The organism is Enterobacteriaceae bacterium Kacie_13 (genome assembly GCA_013457415.1).
GTDB lineage: Bacteria > Pseudomonadota > Gammaproteobacteria > Enterobacterales > Enterobacteriaceae > Rahnella.
On record CP045666.1, the window covers coordinates 73,234 to 94,035 of the forward strand.

Below are 20,802 nucleotides of genomic sequence, written 5' to 3' on the forward strand. Positions count from 1 at the left end.
TTTTACAGGGCGACAGAGCGTCAGGTTTTGCCTGAAACGGCGCAAACCTATATTCTATCGGCCAATTTACTGAGACAGTTGCAATGAGGTCTATATGATTATCAAACCACGCATCCGTGGCTTTATCTGTGTTACTGCCCATCCAGAAGGTTGTAAGGCAAACGTTAAAGAGCAAATCGACTATGTGACCCGTCAGGGCAAAATCGACGGCGGTCCGAAGAAAGTCCTGGTGATCGGCTCCTCTACCGGCTACGGCCTTGCTGCACGTATCTCCGCTGCTTTCGGCTCCGATGCTGCCACGCTGGGCATTTTCTTCGAGCGTGCGGGCGACGAATCCAAAACCGCGACGGCTGGCTGGTACAACTCTGCCGCCTTCGAAGAATTCGCTGAAGAGAAAGGCCTGTATGCAAAAAGCATCAACGGCGACGCATTCTCTGATGAAGTGAAGCAAAAAACTATCGAGCTGATTAAACAGGATCTGGGTCAGGTTGATCTGGTGGTTTACAGCCTGGCTGCGCCGCGCCGTACTCATCCGAAAACCGGCGAAGTATTCAACTCCACACTGAAACCTATCGGCAAACAGGTCACCATTCGCGGCCTGAATACCGATAAAGAAACCATCAATGAAACTACGCTGGAACCGGCTTCTCCTGAAGAAATCGCAGGTACCGTCGCGGTCATGGGTGGCGAAGACTGGCAGATGTGGATTGACGACCTGAACGCTGCCGGTGTGCTGGCTGATGGCGCAAAAACCACTGCGTTCACCTATCTGGGCGAAGAAATCACGCAGGACATCTACTGGAACGGTTCAATCGGCGAAGCGAAAAAGGATCTGGATAAACGCGTTCTGGATATCCGCCGCTCACTGGCTGAGAAAGGCGGCGACGCGCGCGTTTCCGTGCTGAAAGCCGTTGTGACTCAGGCGAGCTCCGCTATTCCGGTGATGCCACTGTACCTTTCCCTGCTGTTCAAAGTGATGAAAGAGAACGGCACGCACGAAGGGTGTATCGAACAGGTTTATGGTCTGTACAAAGACAGCCTGTACGGCACTTCACCGTTGCTGGATAAAGAAGGCCGCCTGCGTGCTGACCTGAAAGAAATTACGCCAGAAGTGCAGGGCGAAGTCGGTAAACTGTGGGATACCGTCACCAATGAAACGCTGGCCGAACTGACGGATTTCGTCGGTTACAAAAGCGAATTCATGCGTCTGTTCGGTTTTGGTCTGGACGGCGTCGATTATGCCGCTGACACCAATCCTGACGTGAAAATCAAAAATCTGGTTCAGATGTAATTTGAATTTCAGGTAGTTGATTGATGAAAACCCCACTCCCGCCGAAAGGTGTGGGTGGGGTTTTTTATGCCTTATCCTACTTAAACGCTGTTCGCCGCACGCGGATTCCGCTGCATCAGTTCATGGGTAAAGGGATGGAAATAACGGCTCGGCCAGATGATACTGGGGTGGATGCCCAGCGCCTGGGCAATGATGATTTCGCCTTTTGGCCAGGGTCTGGCGAGCGCATTCGACAGCGTCGAGGAGCTCAGACCGGCGGCGCGGGAAACGGCGGCCAGCGTTGTGCCTTTTTTGCGTAATGCGGCAATGATATCGGCCTGATGCCAGTCCTGATTATTCATCGTGAAATGCTCCTGTTTTTGAACGCGCAGGAACAGAGGAGCAGAAGGGCAGAAAAGTCGGGCTATGTGATAGTTTCATCGTTTTACTCTCTGGTTTGTTAATTTAACCACCCCAAGAGCTGCGAAACTCAATATTGGTGGTAGCTCAGACAAGGTTCGCAGTACCGGTACAAACCAGAAACCCGGCCAACCCGAAGGTTGCCCCGCCTGAGCCACCATTGAAAATGCAAACACGAGTTCTGTGTTTAACAGGTACAACGAGGCTCAACACATAATTATCACATATGTGTTTCTGGTTTAGTATTCAGGCTGCGAAACCCGGCTGCGGATTTTGCCGCTGCGGGCGCACTATAACGTAATAGAGAGAGGTAAACCAACAGGCTACATGCGTAATTGTGGTTTGCTTTCCAGAGAAAGTTTATGCGTTGCATTGGGTTACATTGAAAAACCCCAGTCCCGCCGAAAAGTGAGAGTGGGGTTTTTATTCCGTCGCGGCTAACCTGAAACATCAGTCATAAGCCGCTTTATGATTGATATGGTAGAAGGTCGCGGTCGCAGCCATGACATGCTGATCTTCTTTGCCCGGCTTGTGCGATTCCACATTGGTAATGTGATAACCGGCAGCCCCGGCGTCTAACGCTTTTTTAACAAATGCGTTGTTGAGTTCTTCCATGGAGGTTGCCCAGGAAACCGTGGTCACGCCGACGGCGTGCAGCGAGGCGATTTCACGATGCGATAATCCTGTGCGAACCAAAACAGGCGTAACCGTCTTGGGGTAGAATATGGAGATGATATCGTTCACTAAGTTTTTCATGGATTTACCCCTCATCAGGTCAAGTTCTACATCGGTTATTCCGGCAGTGCCTTTACTAAACCAGGATGGATGACCAATCTGAAATATTCGTCAGCCACGATCCCAATAGATACCTTTTTGTGTTTCAACCTTTAGCTTTAATTGCTAATTAGTTGTTAAGAAAACTTCCGCCATAATTAACGCACTTTTTAATGAAGATATTTGCAGATGGTTACAGGTCAGGGGTTTTTGAAATGCGCGGATCGAGGACTTTTGTTTAACCGATGACTTCATACTAAAATGCCAGTGCCTTTCCTTTAACTAAGCCGTGACCATGCCTCTTTCCATTCAGTCTCTTGCCGCGATCGCCATAGAATTACAGACCGGGCTGACACGCCGGGATCACTTCAGCGTTTTAGTCAGCAGTCTGCGCAAACTGCTGAACTGCGATGCCTCGGCGCTGTTGCGGTTTGAGCAGCAACAGTTCCGCCCGCTGGCGATTGACGGGCTGGCGCAGGATGTTCTTGGACGGCGTTTTGCGCTGAACCAGCATCCACGGCTGGAGGCGATCGCCCGTGCAGGGCATGTGGTGCGATTTCCTGAGGACAGTGATTTGCCGGATCCTTACGACGGATTGATCCCCGGTCAGGACGAATTGAAAGTTCACGCCTGCATTGGTCTGCCTTTATTTGCCGATCAGAATCTCATTGGCGCGCTGACGTTTGACAGCCTGAATCCCCGGCAATTTGATCAGTTCAGTGATGAGGAGTTACAGCTCATCAGCGTGCTGGCAGCCGGGGCGCTGAATAACGCGCTGCTGGTGGAAACCCTGGAAAAACAAGCGATTCCGGAACTGGTTCGGGAAAACAGTGTGGCGCGCGACGCGGATGAAATTATCGGTTCCTCTTCCGGGATGCAGCATCTTAAGCAGGAAATCGACATTGTAGCCGGCTCGGATTTAAATGTTCTGATCCTGGGTGAAACCGGCGTAGGTAAAGAACTGGTCGCCCGCGCTATTCATAAAGGCTCGGCGCGTGCGTCGCAGCCTCTGGTGTATTTAAACTGCGCGGCGTTGCCGGAAAGTGTGGCGGAAAGTGAATTATTCGGTCATGTGAAAGGGGCGTTTACGGGCGCCATTCAACATCGGGTGGGGAAATTTGAGCTGGCCGATAACGGGACATTATTTCTGGATGAAATCGGTGAGCTCTCGTTGTCCCTGCAGGCGAAATTGTTGCGCATTATTCAGTACGGTGATTTGCAGCGCGTTGGTGATGACAGTATGAAACGTGTCAATGTCCGCATTCTGGCGGCGACCAATCGTGATTTGAAACAAGCCGTGGTCGGCGGGCAGTTCCGCGCAGATTTGTACCACCGGTTGAGCGTTTTCCCGGTAGTGATCCCCGCTTTGCGTGAGCGGGTGAGCGATATTGCGTTACTGGCGGGATATTTCAGCGAGCGGTATCGCGCAAAACTCGGCCTGGCGCAGCTGGTGCTGAGTGGTGATGCGCTCACTTTACTCGAATGTTATCCGTGGCCGGGAAATATCCGCGAACTGGAGCACGCCATCTATCGTGCGGCGGTGCTTGCCCGTGCGACGCAAAACGGCATGGTCACTGAGTTATTGCCTCAGCATTTTAATTTGCAGGGCGACGTGCAGGCGGATGTTGTAAAAGAAAGTCATGAGGAAGCGATAGTGCAGGCCGATCTGGCGACCATGACCAGCCAGTTTCAGCGGAATATCATTCATAAAACGCTGATCGGATGCGATATGAACTGGGCATCGGCGGCGAGGAAACTCAATGTGGACAGCGGCAATTTACACCGGCTGGCGAAACGGCTTGGCCTGAAATAAAACAGACTCTGGAAGATAAAAAAGCCACCCCGGCAAGAGGTGGCTTATCAAACACTCAGCAATAAATTTTAAGCACAGCGATTCAGGCATTCAGTGATTTAAGCAGAGCAAAGGCCTGCTTCATATGATCTTCACTCACGACAAACGCCCGTAATTGCTCATCCGCATCAAAACCCTTAGCCACCATACCCTGCGTTTGAGTGGTGATGGTCCAGGTTAAATCTTTCCGCTGCGTTTCACCGGCCAGATGCAACGGCATATTCGGGGTTTTAACTTTGATCAGCATGGCGGGCAGCGTTAACCCGTGGCGTGCGCCAAGCAGATTTTTGGCCAATGTCATGGCGCTGAACTGAATGGGTTGCAGGAAGGGCAGGACTTTGCCCTCGATCTCTGCGCAATCTCCCAGCGCGTACACATCGGGTGCGGATGTCTGTAAGGCGTCATTGACCTCAATCCCCCGGTTTACCCGCAGGCCAGCCTGCATCGCCAGTTGCGTGTCAGGCCGTAAACCCACCGAGGACACCACCGCATTCACCGTTATCTCCCTGCCATTATTCAGCGTTACCACCAGTTCTTCGCGGGAACGTTGCAGGCCGGTCAATTTCTGATTTAGGGCGAGTTCCACGCTCATTTGTTGCAGGCAATATTGCAGACGGCTGCTGACTTCGGCGGGCATGAGGGAAGACAAAAGACAGCAGGACTGATCCACCACCGTGACCTGTTTCCCGGCGCGTGACATGTCCATTGCCAGTTCGCAACCTATCAGGCCGCCGCCGAGGATCAGCACATGTCGGGCCTGTTGCAGTTGATTTTCACATTCACGGTATTCCCGCTGGCTGTTGAGCGTCATCATATGCTCGCTTCCGGGGATCGGCGGCACAATTGCCGATGCGCCGGTCGCCAGTACCAGTTTGTCATACTGCCAGCTGCGTTCCCGGCCTGACACAGTTTTGCCGACAATATCGATAGCCGTGATCCGGGTATCGGAATACAGCTCCAGATTATTTTGTCTGGCAAAACTCTCAGACGTTTCTCGCGTCAGTGCATCTGCCTGCTGATTCTGGCTGATGACATGGCTCAGATCCGGCTTGTTGTATTCATCACAACTGTCATCGGCAATGAGCACAATACGAACGTCAGCATCCTGTTTTCTCAGATTTTTGACCAGTTGCCGGGCAGCAAAACCTGAACCGATGATTAAGATGCCGTTATTCATTTGTCCTCCTCCGCCAGGGTATCAAAAACATCTTTTCCCATGGCGCATTCAGGGCAGAGGAAATCATCCGGAACCTCTTCCCAGCGTGTATCAGGTGCGACGTCCTGCATCGGTTCGCCGAGTTTAGGATCATAAATCCACAAACATACGCTGCACTGCATACGCGGTCCCAGATCATTATCGTCCGTGGTGTGACAAGCGGCTGCGGGTTGAGCTTGAGACATTGCGCTGAGGACTGGCACTGCGGGCACTGGCGCAGTCTGTTCTGCTGCTGCCGATGTCTCAAGCGCTGCATCCGGCAAAGGAGCAAGAGCCCACTGGCGCGCGATATACCGTCCGTGTTCACGGCAAACTTCGAGATTATCGCGGTCTGGCCGCCATTTGGTTTTAAGTGCCAGAGTCGTTTCAAAACCACAGTCCATGAGGCGTGTCTGAATGCGATCCACCGCGCCGCCATTCCAGCCATAGCTGCCGAAGGCCGAGGCTTTCTTATTGCGGAATCGCAGGCCAGCCAGTTCCTCCAGCATTCCGGCGACTTTTGGCATCATGACGTTGTTCATGGTTGATGAACCAACCAGTACACCTTTCGAGCGAAATACGTTGGTCAGTATTTCATTTTTGTCGTGACGCGCAATGTTGAAAATTTTCACTTTTACGCGTGGGTCAACTTCACTGATACCCTGCGCCATCGCGTCAGCCATCATGCGGGTGTTATTAGACATGGTGTCGTAAAACACCGTGATACGGTCTTCCTGATAGTCCGCCGCCCATTCCAGATACTGATGCACAATCTGTGTTGGATTATCGCGCCATACCACGCCGTGCGAGGTAGCAATCATATCGACGGGGAGATTGAAGCCGAGAATTTCATGGATTTTTGGCCCGACCAGCCGGCTAAATGGGGTCAGGATGTTGGCATAATAGCGCTGGCATTGCTCAAAGAGTTCGTTCTGATCGACCTCATCATTAAACAGATGCTCATCGCAATAATGCTGACCAAAAGCGTCATTGCTGAACAGCACGGCGTCGCCGGTAATGTAAGTCATCATACTGTCAGGCCAGTGCAGCATCGGGGTTTCAACAAAAATAAGCTGCTTGCCGTTACCGATATCCAGCGTATCGCCGGTGTGAACGATATGGAAATTCCATTCCGGATGATGATGATGACCGTTTATTGAATCAATGCCGTTCGCCGTGCAGTAAATAGGGGTATCAGGAATGCGCGACATCAACTCCGTTAATGCGCCCGCGTGGTCTTCTTCTGCATGGTTGATAACAATGAAATCCAGCGTGGTCAGGTCAATTTCTGCTTCAAGATTCTGGACAAATTCGCGGCTGAATTTGTGGTCAACCGTGTCGATCAATACGGTTTTCTCTTCACGGATCAGGTAGCTGTTATAGCTGCTGCCGCGCAAGGTTTTGTATTCAGTCCCATGAAAATCACGCACTTCCCAGTCGCGTTGTCCTACCCAAGTGATGTTGTTTTTAACCTGAATCGCCATGTGAGATACCTTCTGATGAATAAATCGATGAGAGATATCTGTAGATAGCAAAGTGCGTGCCAGATTTTATTGCATTGATATATAGGGTGTAATGTTAACAATGTGTCATTTTGACAATAAAAATAAGTGTCGATATGACAAGGTGATTGTGTTTTTGACATTCTTTATCTTAGTCTGAGACGTAGTTTTTTACGCCAAATCTAATTAGAATGATAAGCATTATCATTCGTGATAATAATTTTCCGGCGCGGGTGGTTTAAAAGGATGTATGAAAGCGCCCGCCGCTGTTATTTTATCATCTTGTCTGAGAGGATTTATGGCACGCTTCACCTGTCCCTTAATCAAAAAACGTATCCTGCCGCTGGCGTTGTTAATTTCACTGATCACTTCCGGCACAGCGCTGGCCGAAAGCACGTTTACTGTCGATCGCAAACCGGTCAGCAAAGGCGCTTACGAGCTGGTTTATCGCTCACCGCAGGCGCTGTATCTGGCGACATCGGGCAGCCGTAAGCTGGATAAAGGCGGCGTGTTATACCGTATTGATCCGACGACGCTCAGCATCACTCAAACTCTTCCCAATGAGCTGAAACCATTTGGTCTGGCGATGAATAAGAAGACGGATACTCTGTTCCTCGGAAATACCGTTAACAGTGCCATTACTGCCGTGAATGCAAAAAGCGGGGAAGTGAAGGGGTCGCTGGTACTGGATAAGCGTCCGCGCACGGAAACTGAGCGTCCGCTGGCGCCTCGTGAATTGGTCGTCGATGAGAACACCGACACGGTGTATATGGGCGGATTAGGCAATCAAAGCGTGGTGTGGGTGATTGACGCCGGTACGCTGCAACTGCGTAAAACCATTGAGGGGCTGGGGAAATACGCCACCGGTCTGGCGCTCGACAGCGCCGCGTCGCGTCTGTATGTCACCAACGCGGACAATGAGTTCATCACCATCGATACCAAAACCCAAACGGTTATCGCGCGCGTAAAACTGGACGCCGATGCTGAACACTTTTACCTGAACATCGCGCTGGACCCGGCTATGCATCGCGCCTTTGTCACGGATTCTAAATCACCGCAACTGCTGGTAGTGGATACAGAAAACGGCAAAGTGCTGCATAAAATCGATGTGCCGGTCTCACTGGCGGTTCTGTTCAATCCGGTTCGTAACGAAATTTACGTGACCCACCGTGAGGCAGGAAAAGTCAGCGTGATCGACGCCAAATCTTACAAGGTGCTGCACACGATCGACACGCCGGTACACCCTAACAGTCTGGCACTGTCCGAAGATGGTCAGACGTTGTTCGTGAGCGTTAAGCAGGCTTCCTCGAAGCAGAAAGAGGCCAGCGAACCGGATGACGTTCTGCGAATTCACTTCACCGGTTAAATAAAAAATGCCGCGCGGATGACTCCGTCGCGGCATTTTTTTGGCTCACGCTAAATCAGAAGTGAGTATTGAGGCTCATGTAGTAAGTACGGCCTGGTTCGTTGTAAGTGGCTGCACCTGCACCGTACATGTAGGCGTTGGTGGTGGCATTGCCGACGGTCTGGGCGTTCCCCTGACGGAACTGACGTTTATCGAACAGGTTGTCTATCCCGGTGGTGACGCTGACATATTTGTTCACCGTATAAGTCCCGCTCAGGCCAAACACCGCGTAAGGGCTGACTTCCTGTTTTTCGCTTCCGCTGATCGCTTCCCCTTTGTAGTTGTATTTCTTCGGCTTCTGACGACCGTACCAGGTCATGGTGGATTGCAGCGAGAGGTCTTCCGTGGTCTGCCAGCTCAGCGTTGAGTTAATCGTAAACTCAGGAATGATCGACAGATAATCGCCGGTCTCTTTGTTTTTGCTCTCAATCATGTAAGTGCCGTTGTTATTCCACGTGACGGTCTCTGTCACCGGAATGTTCAGCGTTCCTTCCAGCCCCTGAACCACCGCTTTTGGCACATTTTCCCAGCGATATACATCGGTTTTACCATTCGTTGAGGTGCCGCTCGGTAAATATCCTGCTTCGATTTTGTCGCGATAATCATTGCGGAAGTAGGTCACACCCGCCTGATAACCGTTGCGATGGAATTCCAGCCCGATCTCTTTATTGATGCTGGTTTCAGCTTTCAGATCGTCATTACCCAGCAGGTAGCAGCCTCCGGCGCTGGCGGCGCAGCCCTGACCTTTGCTGTACAGCACATAGTTCGGGTTGGTCTGGTAGAGACTTGGTGCTTTATAGGCGCGGGCGATCCCCATTTTCAGCGTGAAGTCGTCACCCAGTTCCTGAGAAAGATTAAGGGACGGGCTCCAGTTGTTGCCGACAATCGAGTGATGATCAAAGCGCAGGCCCGGCGTCAGCATGGTGCTGTCCGTCAGCTCCATATTGTTCTCGGCAAATAAAGAGAAAATCTCTGCCGAGGAGTACGGGCTTCGGTTGGCACTGTCTACGCCATCAATGTTTCCACCGAGCATCGCCTGGGTATTAGAGGAAGGGTCCTTCATTTTTTGCTGATTCCACTCCGTACCGAGCGTCGCGGTCTGCGGGATCATGAAATCGAAGGGCACGCTGAGTTCACTGTGCAGCAGCACATCAGTCAGATTGGTGGTGCTGAATCCGTCATTGGCAAAAATACCTTCGGTGCCGCCAGCCAGACCCTCGTTCATGCGTGAGTTTTTAGTCTTTTCGTACTGAACATAATTAGTGGTAGTGACCCCGTTGTCCCAGCCGCCGCGATAAGTGACGGCATAGGACTGACGATAAATCCGGTTAGTCTCTTCGCCGTACATGCTTTTCACCAGATCGCTGGTGTTGGTATTTTGCGTATCACCGGCATAAAGGTTGCCCTGACGACCACCTGACGCTTCAAATTCCAGTGACTGCATACGCGCGAAATCCCAGCGTAGCAGGCCATTGATATTTTTATCGATGACCCCTTCACGCCCCGCTGGCAGGGTATCGGCGTAGGTGCCGGTGCGCAGAGACTGATGCCCCTGGTTGATGTCCTGAGCATCAGCCTGCGTTTTACTGTAGCCACCAAACAGGCGGAAGCTGAACTGATCGCCAAGCGGGCCGGAAAGGCTGAAGTCGGTACGTTTGGTCGATCCCTCGTCATCGTGCTGCGGCACATTCATGTAGGTATTCCATGAACCGTGCAGCTCTTTGGTATCGCGTTTGGTGATGATATTCACCACGCCACCTGCCGCGCCGTTGCCGTAACGGGCCGCCGCCGGGCCACGGATCACTTCGATACGTTCGATCATTTCCGGCGGAACCCAGGCGGTGTCGCCACGGGTGTCACGCTCGCCGCGCCAGCCTTGTCTGACTGAGTTTCTGCTGGTCACTGGCAAACCGTCAATCAGCGTCAGGGTATTTTCCGGACCCATCCCGCGAATATCAATCTGACGGTTGTTGCCGCGCTGGCCGCTGGTGGAGTTACCGGTCAGGTTGACGCCGGGCATGGTGCGAATAAGTTCATTGATATCGCGCGCCGGAGGGCGTTTTTTTATCTCTTCTGCCGTAATGGTCGAGACGCCCGGTGCCTGCAAATTCTGCTGCGCGGCGGTGACCATAATGGTGTCGCCACGGGCATCTTTGGTTTCACTGCTGTCAGCCGTTTCCGATGTATTTTCAGCAGAGGGGGCAGGCGCCGTTGCGGCGCTGACAGAGGTCGAAAAAGTGGTGGCGCCAAGGCCTAATCCTAAAAGTGTCGCTAAAGAGTAATGTGACAATTTGTTGTTCATTTGCGTTCCTGGTCCGGTATATCCGTTAACCGCTGGCTGCACAGGCTGCATGTAAAGGGGTAAAAACCAGTGGTGGGATCGGTTGTCGTGTGTGTCGTCAAAACTGCCCAACCCTGATGGGCTGACACACACTATTGCAAATGCAAACAATTATCAATACCATTCACTTTATCGTTTGGCTCAATCCTGACAAATTCTTTGATGATGTAACTCGTTATTAATTATTAAGTTATTGGTATGTTAAACAAAACAACCACAACGGTATTAGGGATGTTTAAAATGGAACCAGAGTCTGAAAGTGGCACACTTTTGGCCAGTCAGCATGCGGGAAGTGACCGCTGGTGGCTGGACATTGCCCGACGCGGAACGCCCTGGATTGAATCCACCGGACGGGGGAACTGGAAGGTCACCTTCTTCTGGCGTGACCCGCAGGGCAGTGAGTTTTCCTCGGCGTATCAGCGCGTGTGGATCAATATTACCGGCAAAACGGATCATCATCAGTCCAACCCTCCACGCAGTTTGCAACGTCTGAGTGGCACCGATGTCTGGTTCTGGCAAACAGAAATGGAAGCGGGCTGGCGCGGAAGCTACAGCTTCATGCCTTCCACTGAAAGCCGGTCTTTTTCCCCGCAGGCTGACGATGCCCGCGCCAATATGATGGCACTGCGCCACTGGTGGCGTGACTGCTTCAGGACTTCCACTTCTGACCTTCTCAATGCCCATCGCAGCTGGTCCGGCGGCCGGGGACACCGCGTGTCCGGCTTGCATATGCCGGATGCACCGCCGCAACCTGCCTGGCGCGATTTCGATAACTTCGCCACCGGCTGTGGCCTGTGCACGCCTGCGCCGCCCACCGTCTTACAAAAACACCAGTGGCACAGCCCGCGCCTTGGCAACAGCCGCACCGTCTGGGTTTACACCACCGGTGAAAACGATCCGGCGTCGCGTCCGCTGGCTATCGTGCTCGACGGCCAGTTTTGGTCCCAGCAGATGCCGGTCTGGGAACCGCTGCATCAGCTGACGGAGCAGGGCGCGCTGCCGGAAGCCGTTTATCTGCTGATTGAAGTGATCGACAACGAACATCGCAGCCGCGAGCTGACCTGCAATGCCGATTTCTGGCTGGCAGTGCAGGAAGAGCTTCTGCCGCAGTTGCGCGCGTGGGCGCCTTTTCGTGATTCGCCGGAAACCACCGTCATCGCAGGTCAAAGTTTTGGCGGCCTTTCTTCCCTTTACGCCTGCCTGCACTGGCCGCAGACGTTTGGCTGTGCGCTGAGTCAGTCCGGCTCATTCTGGTGGCCGCAGCGGGGTCAGTCCGGCGACGAGTCGGGCTGGCTTTTACGTCAGATAGAAGAGGGCGTCGGCAAGGGAGCCCCGCTGAAAATTTACCTGGAAGCGGGCGTTCACGAGCCGTTGATCCACCGGATGAATCAGCAACTGGTGACGTTGCTCCACACTTCTTCGTATCAGGTGCATTACCGCGCCGTGGCGGGCGGGCATGACGCGCTGTGCTGGCGCGGTGGACTGATGGACGGCCTGGCAATGTTGTGGTCGCCACATTTTGTTGCGACTCAACCCGCGTGTGAACCGCAAGGAGAAAGCTTTGGAAAATTGTAATCCGTTTGATGACGACAAGGCGGTCTGCTGCGTGCTGATCAATGATGAAAAGCAGTACAGCCTGTGGCCGGAAGCACTCGCCGTGCCTGAAGGCTGGCGCATGGTGTTCGGCCCCTCAGTCAGAACGCACTGTGCTGAATGGCTGGAAAAGCACTGGCGCGATATGCGTCCGCACTCGCTGCGTCTGCATGATGCGGCCGTTGCAAAACAGGAGGATGCCGGTGTCTGACACGTCTGTATTACCTGTAGCCAGTAAGACTGACCGCGCGATGCCGCTGGTAGCGGCGCAACCCGGCATCTGGATGGCGGATCAGCTTTCGCCGCACGGTAACGCTTACACTGTCGCGCATTATATTGAAATTGATGGCGCGCTTGACGTTGATGCGATGTTGCAGGCCATTGTTCAGGGGCTGAACGAAGCCGATACCCTCACGATGCGCTTTGAAGAGCGTGACGGCATTGCGTTGCAAACACCGTGCGCGCAGTCACCGGCTTTTGCCCCGGAGTGCATCGACCTGCGTCAGTCCGCGGATCCTGAACAGGCCGCGCTGAACTTAATGCGTCAGGATCTGGCGCAAGAAAGGCGCATTCTCAGCGGTAAAATGCTGCACCGGCATGTGCTTATGCGGATCTGTGACGCACGCTGGTTCTGGTATCAGCGTTATCACCATATTCAGGTCGATGGTTTCAGCTTTACTGCCATCGCCCGTCGTATTGCCCAACTTTACACCGCGATATCACAGGGGCGAACACCGGTCATTTCGCCGTTTACACCCTTTCGCGACGTGATTGAGGAGTATGCGCATTATCAGCAAAGTCCGGCGTTTACACGTGACGCCGCATTCTGGCGCGAAAAAGCCAAAACGTTGCCCGCACCGGCAACCGTCTGCCCGCAGCCTCTCGCCGGGCAGGTGCCTTCCGTGCGTCTGCACCGGCTGTCATGTACCTGCGAGGCCGGGCCGATCGCCGCGCTGGTCGCGCTGGAGACGGCACAGCAACTGACGGCCAGCGATATCGCCATCGCCCTGCTGGCACTTTGGGTATCGCGTCTCAGTGGCCAGACGGCTTTTTGCGGCGGTTTTATCTTTATGCGCCGTATAGGCTCAGCGGCATTGTGCGCAACCGGCCCGGTCATCAACGTTTTGCCGGTGGCTATGCACGTCAATCCCGATGCCACCCTGACGGAACTTGCCGTCAGCCTGCGCCATGAGCTGAAAACTGTCCGCCGCCATCAGCGCTACGACGCCGAGCAAATCTCGCGGGATCTCGGTCTGGCCGGCGATGTGCAGCCGCTTTACGGCACCGTATTCAACTTCAAAATGTTCGATTATCACCTTGATTTTAACGGTGTCGCGGGTATTACGCATGACCTGGTTTCCGGGCCGGTGCGTGATCTGGAGATTTCACTGCATATCGGGGAAGACGGGGCGCTGACGGTTGATCTCCTGGCCAACGCCGAACGCTATGACCGGGACGAATTACATGCTCATTTGCAGCGTCTGCCCGCGTTGCTGAGACAGTTTGCACAGGACGCCACGCTGAAGGTCGGCGCAGCGGATTTGCTCAGTGAAGCGGACCACAAGTTGCTCGAAAGGGTCAACGCCACCGGACGCGACGTCGTAAAAAGTACCCTGAGCCAGCAACTGGCGCAGCAGGCAGAACGAACGCCTCACGCGCCTGCGCTGGCGGATCAGCACCATCAGTTCAGCTATACGCAAACCCGCCAGCAGGTTGCGGCGCTGGCGCAGCAGCTGATTCAGCAGGGCGTAAAGCGCGGTGATATTGTCGCCGTCGCGCTGCCGCGCTCGGTATTTCTGTCACTGGCGCTGATGGCGATTGTCGAGGTCGGCGCAGCCTACCTGCCGCTCGATACCGGGTATCCCGATGAGCGTCTGCGGATGATGCTGGAGGATGCCAGTCCGCGTCTCGTTGTGACACACCCTGACCAGCTCGCCCGCTTCAGCAGTCAGGGGCAGGTGTTGCTGGTGGAGAGGCCGCTTGAGCTCTCGACGCCGGTCTTCGCAGTAAACGCCCCGACGCCTGAACACGCGGCTTATCTGATCTTCACCTCCGGCTCGACCGGCCGCCCGAAAGGCGTGGTGGTCGGGCATCAGGCCATCGTCAACCGGCTGCTGTGGATGCAGGATCACTATCCGATCGGCAATCAGGATGTCGTGTTGCAAAAAACGCCCTGCAGTTTTGATGTCTCGGTTTGGGAATTCTTCTGGCCGCTGATGGTGGGCGCGCGTTTAGTCATGGCACCGCCGGACGCGCACCGGGATCCGCAACAATTACTGAGCCTGATTGAACAGCATCAGGTGACCACGCTGCACTTTGTGCCATCCATGCTGGCAGCGTTTGTCAGCGCGCTGGACACGCCGCAGGCCATCGCACAATGCGCTTCTCTCAGGCAGGTATTTTGCAGTGGTGAAGCGCTGCCCGCTGAACTTTGCCGCCTGTGGCAGCACAAAACCGGCGTGCCGTTGCACAATCTCTACGGGCCGACGGAAGCGGCGGTAGACGTCAGCTGGCATCCGGCATGGGGCGATGCGCTGGCGGCGGTAAAAGGCGCGAATGTACCGATCGGCCTGCCGGTATGGAACACCGGAATGCGCATTCTGGATGCCCGCCTTCAGCCGGTACCGCCGGGCGTGGCGGGCGATCTTTATCTGACCGGCGACCAGCTGGCGCACGGTTATCTTGGCAGGCCGGATCTGACCGCCAGCCGTTTTGTGGCGGATCCGTTCGGGCAGGGCGGGCGCATGTACCGCACCGGTGATGTGGCGCGCTGGCTGCCTGACGGCGCAGTGGAATATCTCGGACGCAGCGACGACCAGCTGAAAATACGCGGTCAGCGCATCGAACTCAGCGAAATTGATCATGCGCTGCTTTCCCTGCCCGGTGTACAGCAGGCGGTGACGAAAGCTATGACGTTGGGTGCAGTCCAGAGCGATGCCACCGGCGGCGACGCACGCCAGCTGGTTGGCTATTTGGTTGCGCAATCAGGAGTCACGCTGGATGGCGAAAGTTTGCGTGCCGTGCTGGCGGAACGCCTTCCGGCGCATATGGTGCCGGTGGTACTGATTACGCTTAAGGCATTGCCGCTCAGCGCCAACGGTAAGCTCGACAGAAAAGCCTTACCGCAACCGCAAAGCGCGGCGACGGTGCAGGGGCGCGAACCGCTGCCGGGGCTGGAAAGTGACATCGCTGCGCTGTTCGGGCGTTTGTTGCAATGCGAACAGGTCTTTGCCGACGACGACTTTTTCGCCCTCGGCGGGCATTCGTTGCTGGCGATGCGGCTTGCTGCCGACCTGCGCCGCGAACTGGGTAAACCAGTATCAGTCGGGCAGGTGATGGTGGCGTCGAGCGTAGAAAAACTGGCGCATCTTCTGGCCGAAAACCACTCGCAGGAAGAAGCGGATCGCAGCGGTTTTGATGCCCTGTTACCGCTGCGCACTGGTCAGGGGCCGACGCTGTTCTGCCTGCACCCGGCCTCAGGCTTTGCATGGCAATTTAGCGTGCTGCCTCGCTATCTCGACGAACACTGGTCGGTGATGGGTATCCAGTCGCCACATCCTGAGGGGCCGCTGGCGGTGTGTCAGAACATGGAGCAGGTATGTGATGCGCATCTGCAAACCGTACTCTCGGTGCAACCGCACGGCCCTTATCATTTTATCGGCTATTCCCTCGGCGGCACGCTGGCGCAGGGCCTTGCGGCGCGCCTGCAGGCAAGGGGGGAAGAGGTCGCATTTCTCGGGCTGCTGGATACTTATCCGCCGGAAACGCAAAGCTGGGATACGAAGCCTGACGACGACGTCTTGCAGGAAATTCAGCGCGAACGGCTTCAGTTCCGCGCTGCGTCTGAAGAGACACTGAATAGTGAACAGACCGCAGCCCGTCAGACTATGTTTGACCATATCGAAGCCAACTATGCGGACTCGGTGCGGCTGCTGTCTGCCACTAAAACCGCACGTTTTAACGGTCAGGCCACGCTGTTTGTCGCCAGTCAGACGTTGCCGCAGGGGATGGATGTGCAGAAAACGTGGGCGGATTATGTCGATGAACTTCAGGTACACACGCTCGATTGCGCGCACGTTGACATCGTCTCTCCGTCGTCTTTCAAAACGCTGGGACCTATGCTCAACCGGATTTTGAGAACCTTAACCGTATAGCCCTTCAGGCCGCTGGCGAAGACGCTCTTCCCAGCGGCACCACCAGCGGCGTATGTGAAACCGGATCGTCGATTATCATGCAGCGCAGGCCAAAGACCTCTTCTATGAGCGCCGGGGTTACAATCTCAGACGGCGCACCTTCGGCGACAATTTTGCCGTCGCGCATGGCAATCAGATGCGTCGCATAACGGCAGGCATGATTAAGATCGTGCAGAACGACTACCAGTGTGCGGTTAAGTTTGCGGTTGAGATCCTGCATCAATTCCAGCAAATCAATCTGATGCGTGATATCCAGCCAGGTGGTCGGTTCATCGAGCAGTAGTAACGGCGTTTGTTGCGCCAGCACCATTGCGATCCACACACGCTGACGTTGCCCGCCGGAAAGACTATCCACCGGGCGATCGGCCAGTTCACTGATGCCGGTCGCCTGCATCGCCTCGCTCACCGCCAGCCGGTCGGCGTCACTCCAGCGGCTGAACAGGCGCTGATGCGGATAACGACCACGGCCTACCAAGTCCTCGACCAGAATATCACCGGGTGCGACCGAACTTTGCGGAAGCAGACCGAGCTCCCTGGCGACTTCTTTAGTGGCGTAGTCGCTTATCTGCCGTCCGTTCAGCAACACGCTGCCAGTTTGTGGCGCCGTCAGGCGGCTGAGCGTGCGCAGCAGCGTAGATTTCCCGCAGGCGTTCGGGCCAATAATCACCGTCAGTTCGCCGTGTGGAATAACGATATTCAGGTCCCTGATCACCACTTTCTTGTCGTAGCTCAGGGTCAGGTTTTCACCCTGTAACGGGGCATTCCGGCGGTCTGTGTTCATCATTTTTTGCGAGACTCACGAATTAATAATCCAATCAGGTAAATGCCGCCGAGGCTCACGGTCAATACACCTACAGGTAACTGATAAGGAAGGAAAAGGCGCTGGGTGGCGACGTCGGCGGCTAGCAACAGCAGTGCGCCGGTCAGACCCGCAATCAGCAGCGGCTGTGACTGATTGGGACACAACCGGCGGGCAATTTGCGGGGATACCAGCGCGATAAAGGAAATGGGACCGGCGACGGCGGTAGCGGCGGCCGTCAGTCCGACACCCGCCAGCATGAGCCACAGCCGCGTGCGCTCTATAGGCACGCCCAGCGCACGCGCCATATCGTCGCCCATTTCAAGCAAATGCATTCGTCGCGAAAGCAACGCCGCCAGCATCCACGCCAGAATAATCAGGCCCAACACGGGCAGACTTTTGGCCCAGGTGATGCCGTTGAGCGATCCGGCGCTCCATAAACCGGCGGTCAGCGCCGATTCCAGAGAGGCCGAAATCACCAGCCAGGTATTGCCCGCGACCAGCAGTGCGCGCACGGCAATACCGACAATGATCAGACGAAAGGTTTCAACGCCGTTGCGCCACGCCAGCAGATAGACCACCAGCGCGGTAAGCAACCCGCCCGCCATCGCTCCAAACGTAATGCCGACGATCGCGCTGTTAAACAGCACAATCGCGACCAGTACGCCGCTGTAGGCACCGGTATTGAAGCCAATCACGTCAGGGCTGCCGAGCGGATTGCGCATCAGCGACTGGAATATGGCCCCGCTGGCCGCCAGCGCTGCGCCTAAAATCAGCGCCATCGCCACGCGCGGCAGCCGCCACTGCGTGACGATCACCGTCAGGTTATGCGGCCCTTCTCCGCGCAGGGCGTCGATCACCTGTAAAGGCGTGAGCGACAGCGTACCGCTGCCCAGACCGTAAACGGCCAGTGCGGCGCACAGGAAGATTAAAAAAATGACAGTCTGCATTTGTCGCGAAAATAACACTAAATTTCTCGAACGTGTCATTACGGCAGGAATTGTTGTCATGATCAGCTCCGCTTCATCAGGTGCCGGTTTCGCACCAGAATAATCAGCACCGGCGCGCCGATAAACGCCGTCACGATGGAAACACGCAGTTCACCCGGCACCAGCAGCCTCCCCGCGATGTCCGCCGTCAGCAACAAAATGGGTGTCAGCACCAGCGTCCACGGCAATATCCAGCGCGGATCCGTTCCGGCCAGATGCCGGGCGATGTGCGGCATAATCAGTCCGACAAAGGCAATCGGCCCGACCGCCGCCGTGGCGCTGCCGCACAACAGGGTCACGGCCAGCAGACCGCAAAGCTGGGTTGGCACAATTCGGGTGCCGAGCGCGGTGGCGAGATCGCTGCCCATGCTCAGGTTATTGAGTGCGCGGGTCATCAGCAGCGCGAGAACAGCGCCACTGACGATCGGCAGCGTTACGACGCGGATCACCGCCATACTGCGAATATCCAGTGAACCGGCCTGCCAGAAACGCAACTGATCAAACACCAGCGGATTGAGTAAAGAGAGGCCGGACGAAAAACCTTCCAGCACCGCGCCGAGCGCCACGCCGGCCAGCGTCAGGCGGATCGGGCTGACTTTACCGCCGCCCACCGCACCGATCAGCGCGACTATCAGCGTCGCTATCAGCGCACCGGCAAACGCAAACCACAAATACTGGCTGACGTCGGTCGCGCCAAAAAAGGTCATACCCACCACCACGGCAAAACCGGCACCGGCATTAACGCCCAGAATGCCGGGATCGGCCAGCGGATTGCGGGTCAGAATTTGCATCAGCGCCCCGGAAAGCCCCAATGCCACGCCCGCCAGCAGCCCGGCCAGTGTGCGAGGCAGGCGCGCATCGCGGATGATCACGCAGTCGGGCAACAGGGCACATTGGCCTTGTAATACCGCGCTTACCGTGTGCAGCGGAACAGATTTCGCGCCAATCAACAGACTTAATAAAATCACTATGGCCAGCAGGCCAACGGCCAGCAGCATGAAAAATAAGCGACGCAGTAATGCCTGCGGGCGCACCGGTTGTCGTGAGTTTTCCGGGGAGGAATAGGTGGCTGAGGGTTCAGTAAGAGACCGTGACATGATGAGTAAAAGCACCAAAGTTAATCTTAATGATATTTATTATCATTATCTATTGCGTTTGGCTATGGTAGCATGAGTCATCCTGCAATAGCACTACATTGACTGTGCCTTTTACCAATATGTGACGCATCGATAATGAACAAGCCTTCGATTTTACTCGACTTTTCCCTGCTAAAAACACACGCCACTTTTCGCGCCGTCTTCTGCGCGCGCTTTATTTCTATTCTGGCACTCGGTCTGCTCAGCATCGCCGTGCCGGTGCAGATTCAGTCCATGACTGGTTCAACCTTGCTGGTCGGGCTGTCTGTCACGCTGGCTGGAAGCGGCATGTTTATCGGCTTGCTGATGGGCGGCGTGATGGCCGATCGTTATGAGCGTCGCCGCCTGATCTTGTTCGCGCGCAGCACCTGCGGGCTGGGATTTGTCGGGTTATGTATCAACGCGGCGCTGCCGGTTCCTTCTTTGACGCTTATCTACCTGCTGGCGGTGTGGGACGGTTTCTTCGGTGCCGTGGGTGTCACGGCGCTGCTGGCGGCGACGCCCGCGATTGTCGGAAGGGAAAATCTGGTGCAGGCCGGGGCGATCAGTATGCTCACCGTGCGCTTCGGTTCGATCCTTTCACCGGCCATCGGCGGGCTGGTGATCGCCAGCGGAGGTGTGGCGTGGAACTATGGTCTGGCGGCGCTCGGAACCGGCCTGACACTTATTCCGCTGCTGCGTTTACCGCAGCTGGCACCGCCGGTGCAAAAGCGTGAACATCCGCTGCGGGCGCTGATTTCCGGTTTTGCTTTTCTGCTGCAAAACCGGGTAATCGGCATGGTGGCGCTGGTCGGTGCGCTGCTGACGATGGCAAGTGCGGTGCGGGTGCTGTATCCGGCGCTGTCCGGAATGTGGCAGGTCAGCGCCTCAGAACTTGGGCTGATGTACGCTGCCGTACCGCTCGGGGCCGCAGTCGGTGCGCTGACCAGCGGACGGGTGGCGAATGTCGCCCGGCCTGGCTGGCTGCTGCTGATGACCGCCATCGGCGCATTCGTCGCCGTCGGCCTGTTCAGCCTGATGCCGTGGTTTGGCCTCGGATTAGCCTTTTTGGTTATCTTCGGTTATCTCAGCGCCATCAATGCATTACTGCAATATGCCCTGATCCAAAACCTCACGCCGGATGATTTCCTCGGCAGGATTAACGGCCTGTGGACGGCGCAGAACGTGACCGGGGATGCGCTCGGTGCGTTGCTGCTGGGTGCGATGGGATCGGTGATGTTACCGGCCATTACCTCGGCGAGTTTCGGTTTCACAGCGGCGTTGCTGGGGGTGATGCTGGCATTTGCGATGCGGGCGTTACGGCATACCGTGACGGGCGGGCAACAGGTTTAAC

15 protein-coding genes are annotated in these 20,802 nt (G+C 55.4%); 7 read left to right on the plus strand and 8 right to left on the minus strand.

Annotated elements, in window-relative coordinates:
- The first annotated feature begins 94 nt into the window (after window positions 1–94).
- Window positions 95–1,291: an enoyl-[acyl-carrier-protein] reductase FabV gene (gene fabV, locus GE278_21720; GenBank protein ID QLK63419.1), complete on the plus strand. Its 1,197-nt coding sequence runs from the start codon at window positions 95–97 to the stop codon at window positions 1,289–1,291.
- Window positions 1,292–1,371: 80 nt separating this feature from the next.
- On the opposite strand, the gene GE278_21725 is transcribed toward fabV, so the two are convergent.
- Both GE278_21725 and GE278_21730 read right to left on the minus strand, forming a co-directional pair.
- Window positions 1,372–1,632 carry a transcriptional regulator gene (locus GE278_21725; protein QLK63420.1) on the minus strand — a complete coding sequence of 87 codons (261 nt, stop codon included), beginning with the start codon at window positions 1,630–1,632 and terminating at the stop codon, window positions 1,372–1,374.
- Between the two features lie 508 nt (window positions 1,633–2,140).
- Complete coding sequence (locus tag GE278_21730; GenBank protein QLK63421.1) at window positions 2,141–2,446, minus strand: DUF1471 domain-containing protein; 306 nt, start codon at window positions 2,444–2,446, stop codon at window positions 2,141–2,143.
- A 313-nt stretch (window positions 2,447–2,759) separates the two neighbouring features.
- Here GE278_21730 and norR point away from each other — a divergent pair, with 313 nt between their 5' ends.
- Window positions 2,760–4,277, plus strand: a complete 1,518-nt coding sequence (gene norR / locus GE278_21735; GenBank protein QLK63422.1) for a nitric oxide reductase transcriptional regulator NorR — start codon at window positions 2,760–2,762, stop codon at window positions 4,275–4,277.
- 82 nt (window positions 4,278–4,359) lie between these two features.
- On the opposite strand, the gene norW is transcribed toward norR, so the two are convergent.
- Both norW and norV read right to left on the minus strand, forming a co-directional pair.
- A complete protein-coding gene (gene norW, locus GE278_21740) occupies window positions 4,360–5,493 on the minus strand; it encodes an NADH:flavorubredoxin reductase NorW (GenBank protein QLK63423.1) in 1,134 nt (377 codons plus the stop codon).
- Window positions 5,490–6,995, minus strand: coding sequence for an anaerobic nitric oxide reductase flavorubredoxin (norV, locus tag GE278_21745; protein QLK63424.1), 1,506 nt, complete (start codon window positions 6,993–6,995; stop codon window positions 5,490–5,492). Before norV ends, norW begins: the two co-directional genes overlap by 4 nt.
- Before the next feature lie 316 nt (window positions 6,996–7,311).
- Between norV and GE278_21750 the strand changes: the two genes are divergently transcribed.
- Window positions 7,312–8,379 (plus strand): YncE family protein, encoded by a 1,068-nt coding sequence (locus GE278_21750; protein QLK63425.1) that lies wholly within the window; start codon window positions 7,312–7,314, stop codon window positions 8,377–8,379.
- A gap of 55 nt (window positions 8,380–8,434) precedes the next feature.
- Here GE278_21750 and GE278_21755 read toward each other — a convergent pair whose 3' ends face one another.
- On the minus strand, window positions 8,435–10,720 hold the full coding sequence (locus tag GE278_21755; protein ID QLK63426.1) for a TonB-dependent siderophore receptor: 2,286 nt from the start codon (window positions 10,718–10,720) through the stop codon (window positions 8,435–8,437).
- A 270-nt stretch (window positions 10,721–10,990) separates the two neighbouring features.
- Between GE278_21755 and fes the strand changes: the two genes are divergently transcribed.
- From fes to GE278_21770, 3 genes are read left to right on the plus strand one after another with little or no spacing between them, the layout of a single operon-like run.
- Window positions 10,991–12,334 carry an enterochelin esterase gene (fes, locus tag GE278_21760; protein ID QLK63427.1) on the plus strand — a complete coding sequence of 448 codons (1,344 nt, stop codon included), beginning with the start codon at window positions 10,991–10,993 and terminating at the stop codon, window positions 12,332–12,334.
- Window positions 12,321–12,563, plus strand: coding sequence for an MbtH family NRPS accessory protein (locus GE278_21765; GenBank protein QLK63428.1), 243 nt, complete (start codon window positions 12,321–12,323; stop codon window positions 12,561–12,563). Before fes ends, GE278_21765 begins: the two co-directional genes overlap by 14 nt.
- A gap of 40 nt (window positions 12,564–12,603) precedes the next feature.
- Window positions 12,604–16,506, plus strand: a complete 3,903-nt coding sequence (locus tag GE278_21770; protein QLK63729.1) for an amino acid adenylation domain-containing protein — start codon at window positions 12,604–12,606, stop codon at window positions 16,504–16,506.
- Between the two features lie 4 nt (window positions 16,507–16,510).
- On the opposite strand, the gene GE278_21775 is transcribed toward GE278_21770, so the two are convergent.
- Genes GE278_21775 through fepD form a run of 3 tightly spaced genes read right to left on the minus strand, consistent with a single transcriptional unit; the run spans window position 16,511 to window position 19,331 of the window.
- A complete protein-coding gene (locus tag GE278_21775; GenBank protein ID QLK63730.1) occupies window positions 16,511–17,326 on the minus strand; it encodes an ATP-binding cassette domain-containing protein in 816 nt (271 codons plus the stop codon).
- Window positions 17,326–18,354 carry an iron-enterobactin ABC transporter permease gene (fepG, locus tag GE278_21780; protein ID QLK63429.1) on the minus strand — a complete coding sequence of 343 codons (1,029 nt, stop codon included), beginning with the start codon at window positions 18,352–18,354 and terminating at the stop codon, window positions 17,326–17,328. Before fepG ends, GE278_21775 begins: the two co-directional genes overlap by 1 nt.
- A 2-nt stretch (window positions 18,355–18,356) precedes the next feature.
- Window positions 18,357–19,331: a Fe(3+)-siderophore ABC transporter permease gene (gene fepD / locus GE278_21785; GenBank protein QLK63731.1), complete on the minus strand. Its 975-nt coding sequence runs from the start codon at window positions 19,329–19,331 to the stop codon at window positions 18,357–18,359.
- Window positions 19,332–19,565: 234 nt separating this feature from the next.
- Here fepD and entS point away from each other — a divergent pair, with 234 nt between their 5' ends.
- Entirely contained in the window at window positions 19,566–20,801 is a 1,236-nt protein-coding gene (entS, locus tag GE278_21790) for an enterobactin transporter EntS (protein ID QLK63430.1), read from the plus strand.
- The last annotated feature ends 1 nt before the right edge of the window (window position 20,802 follow it).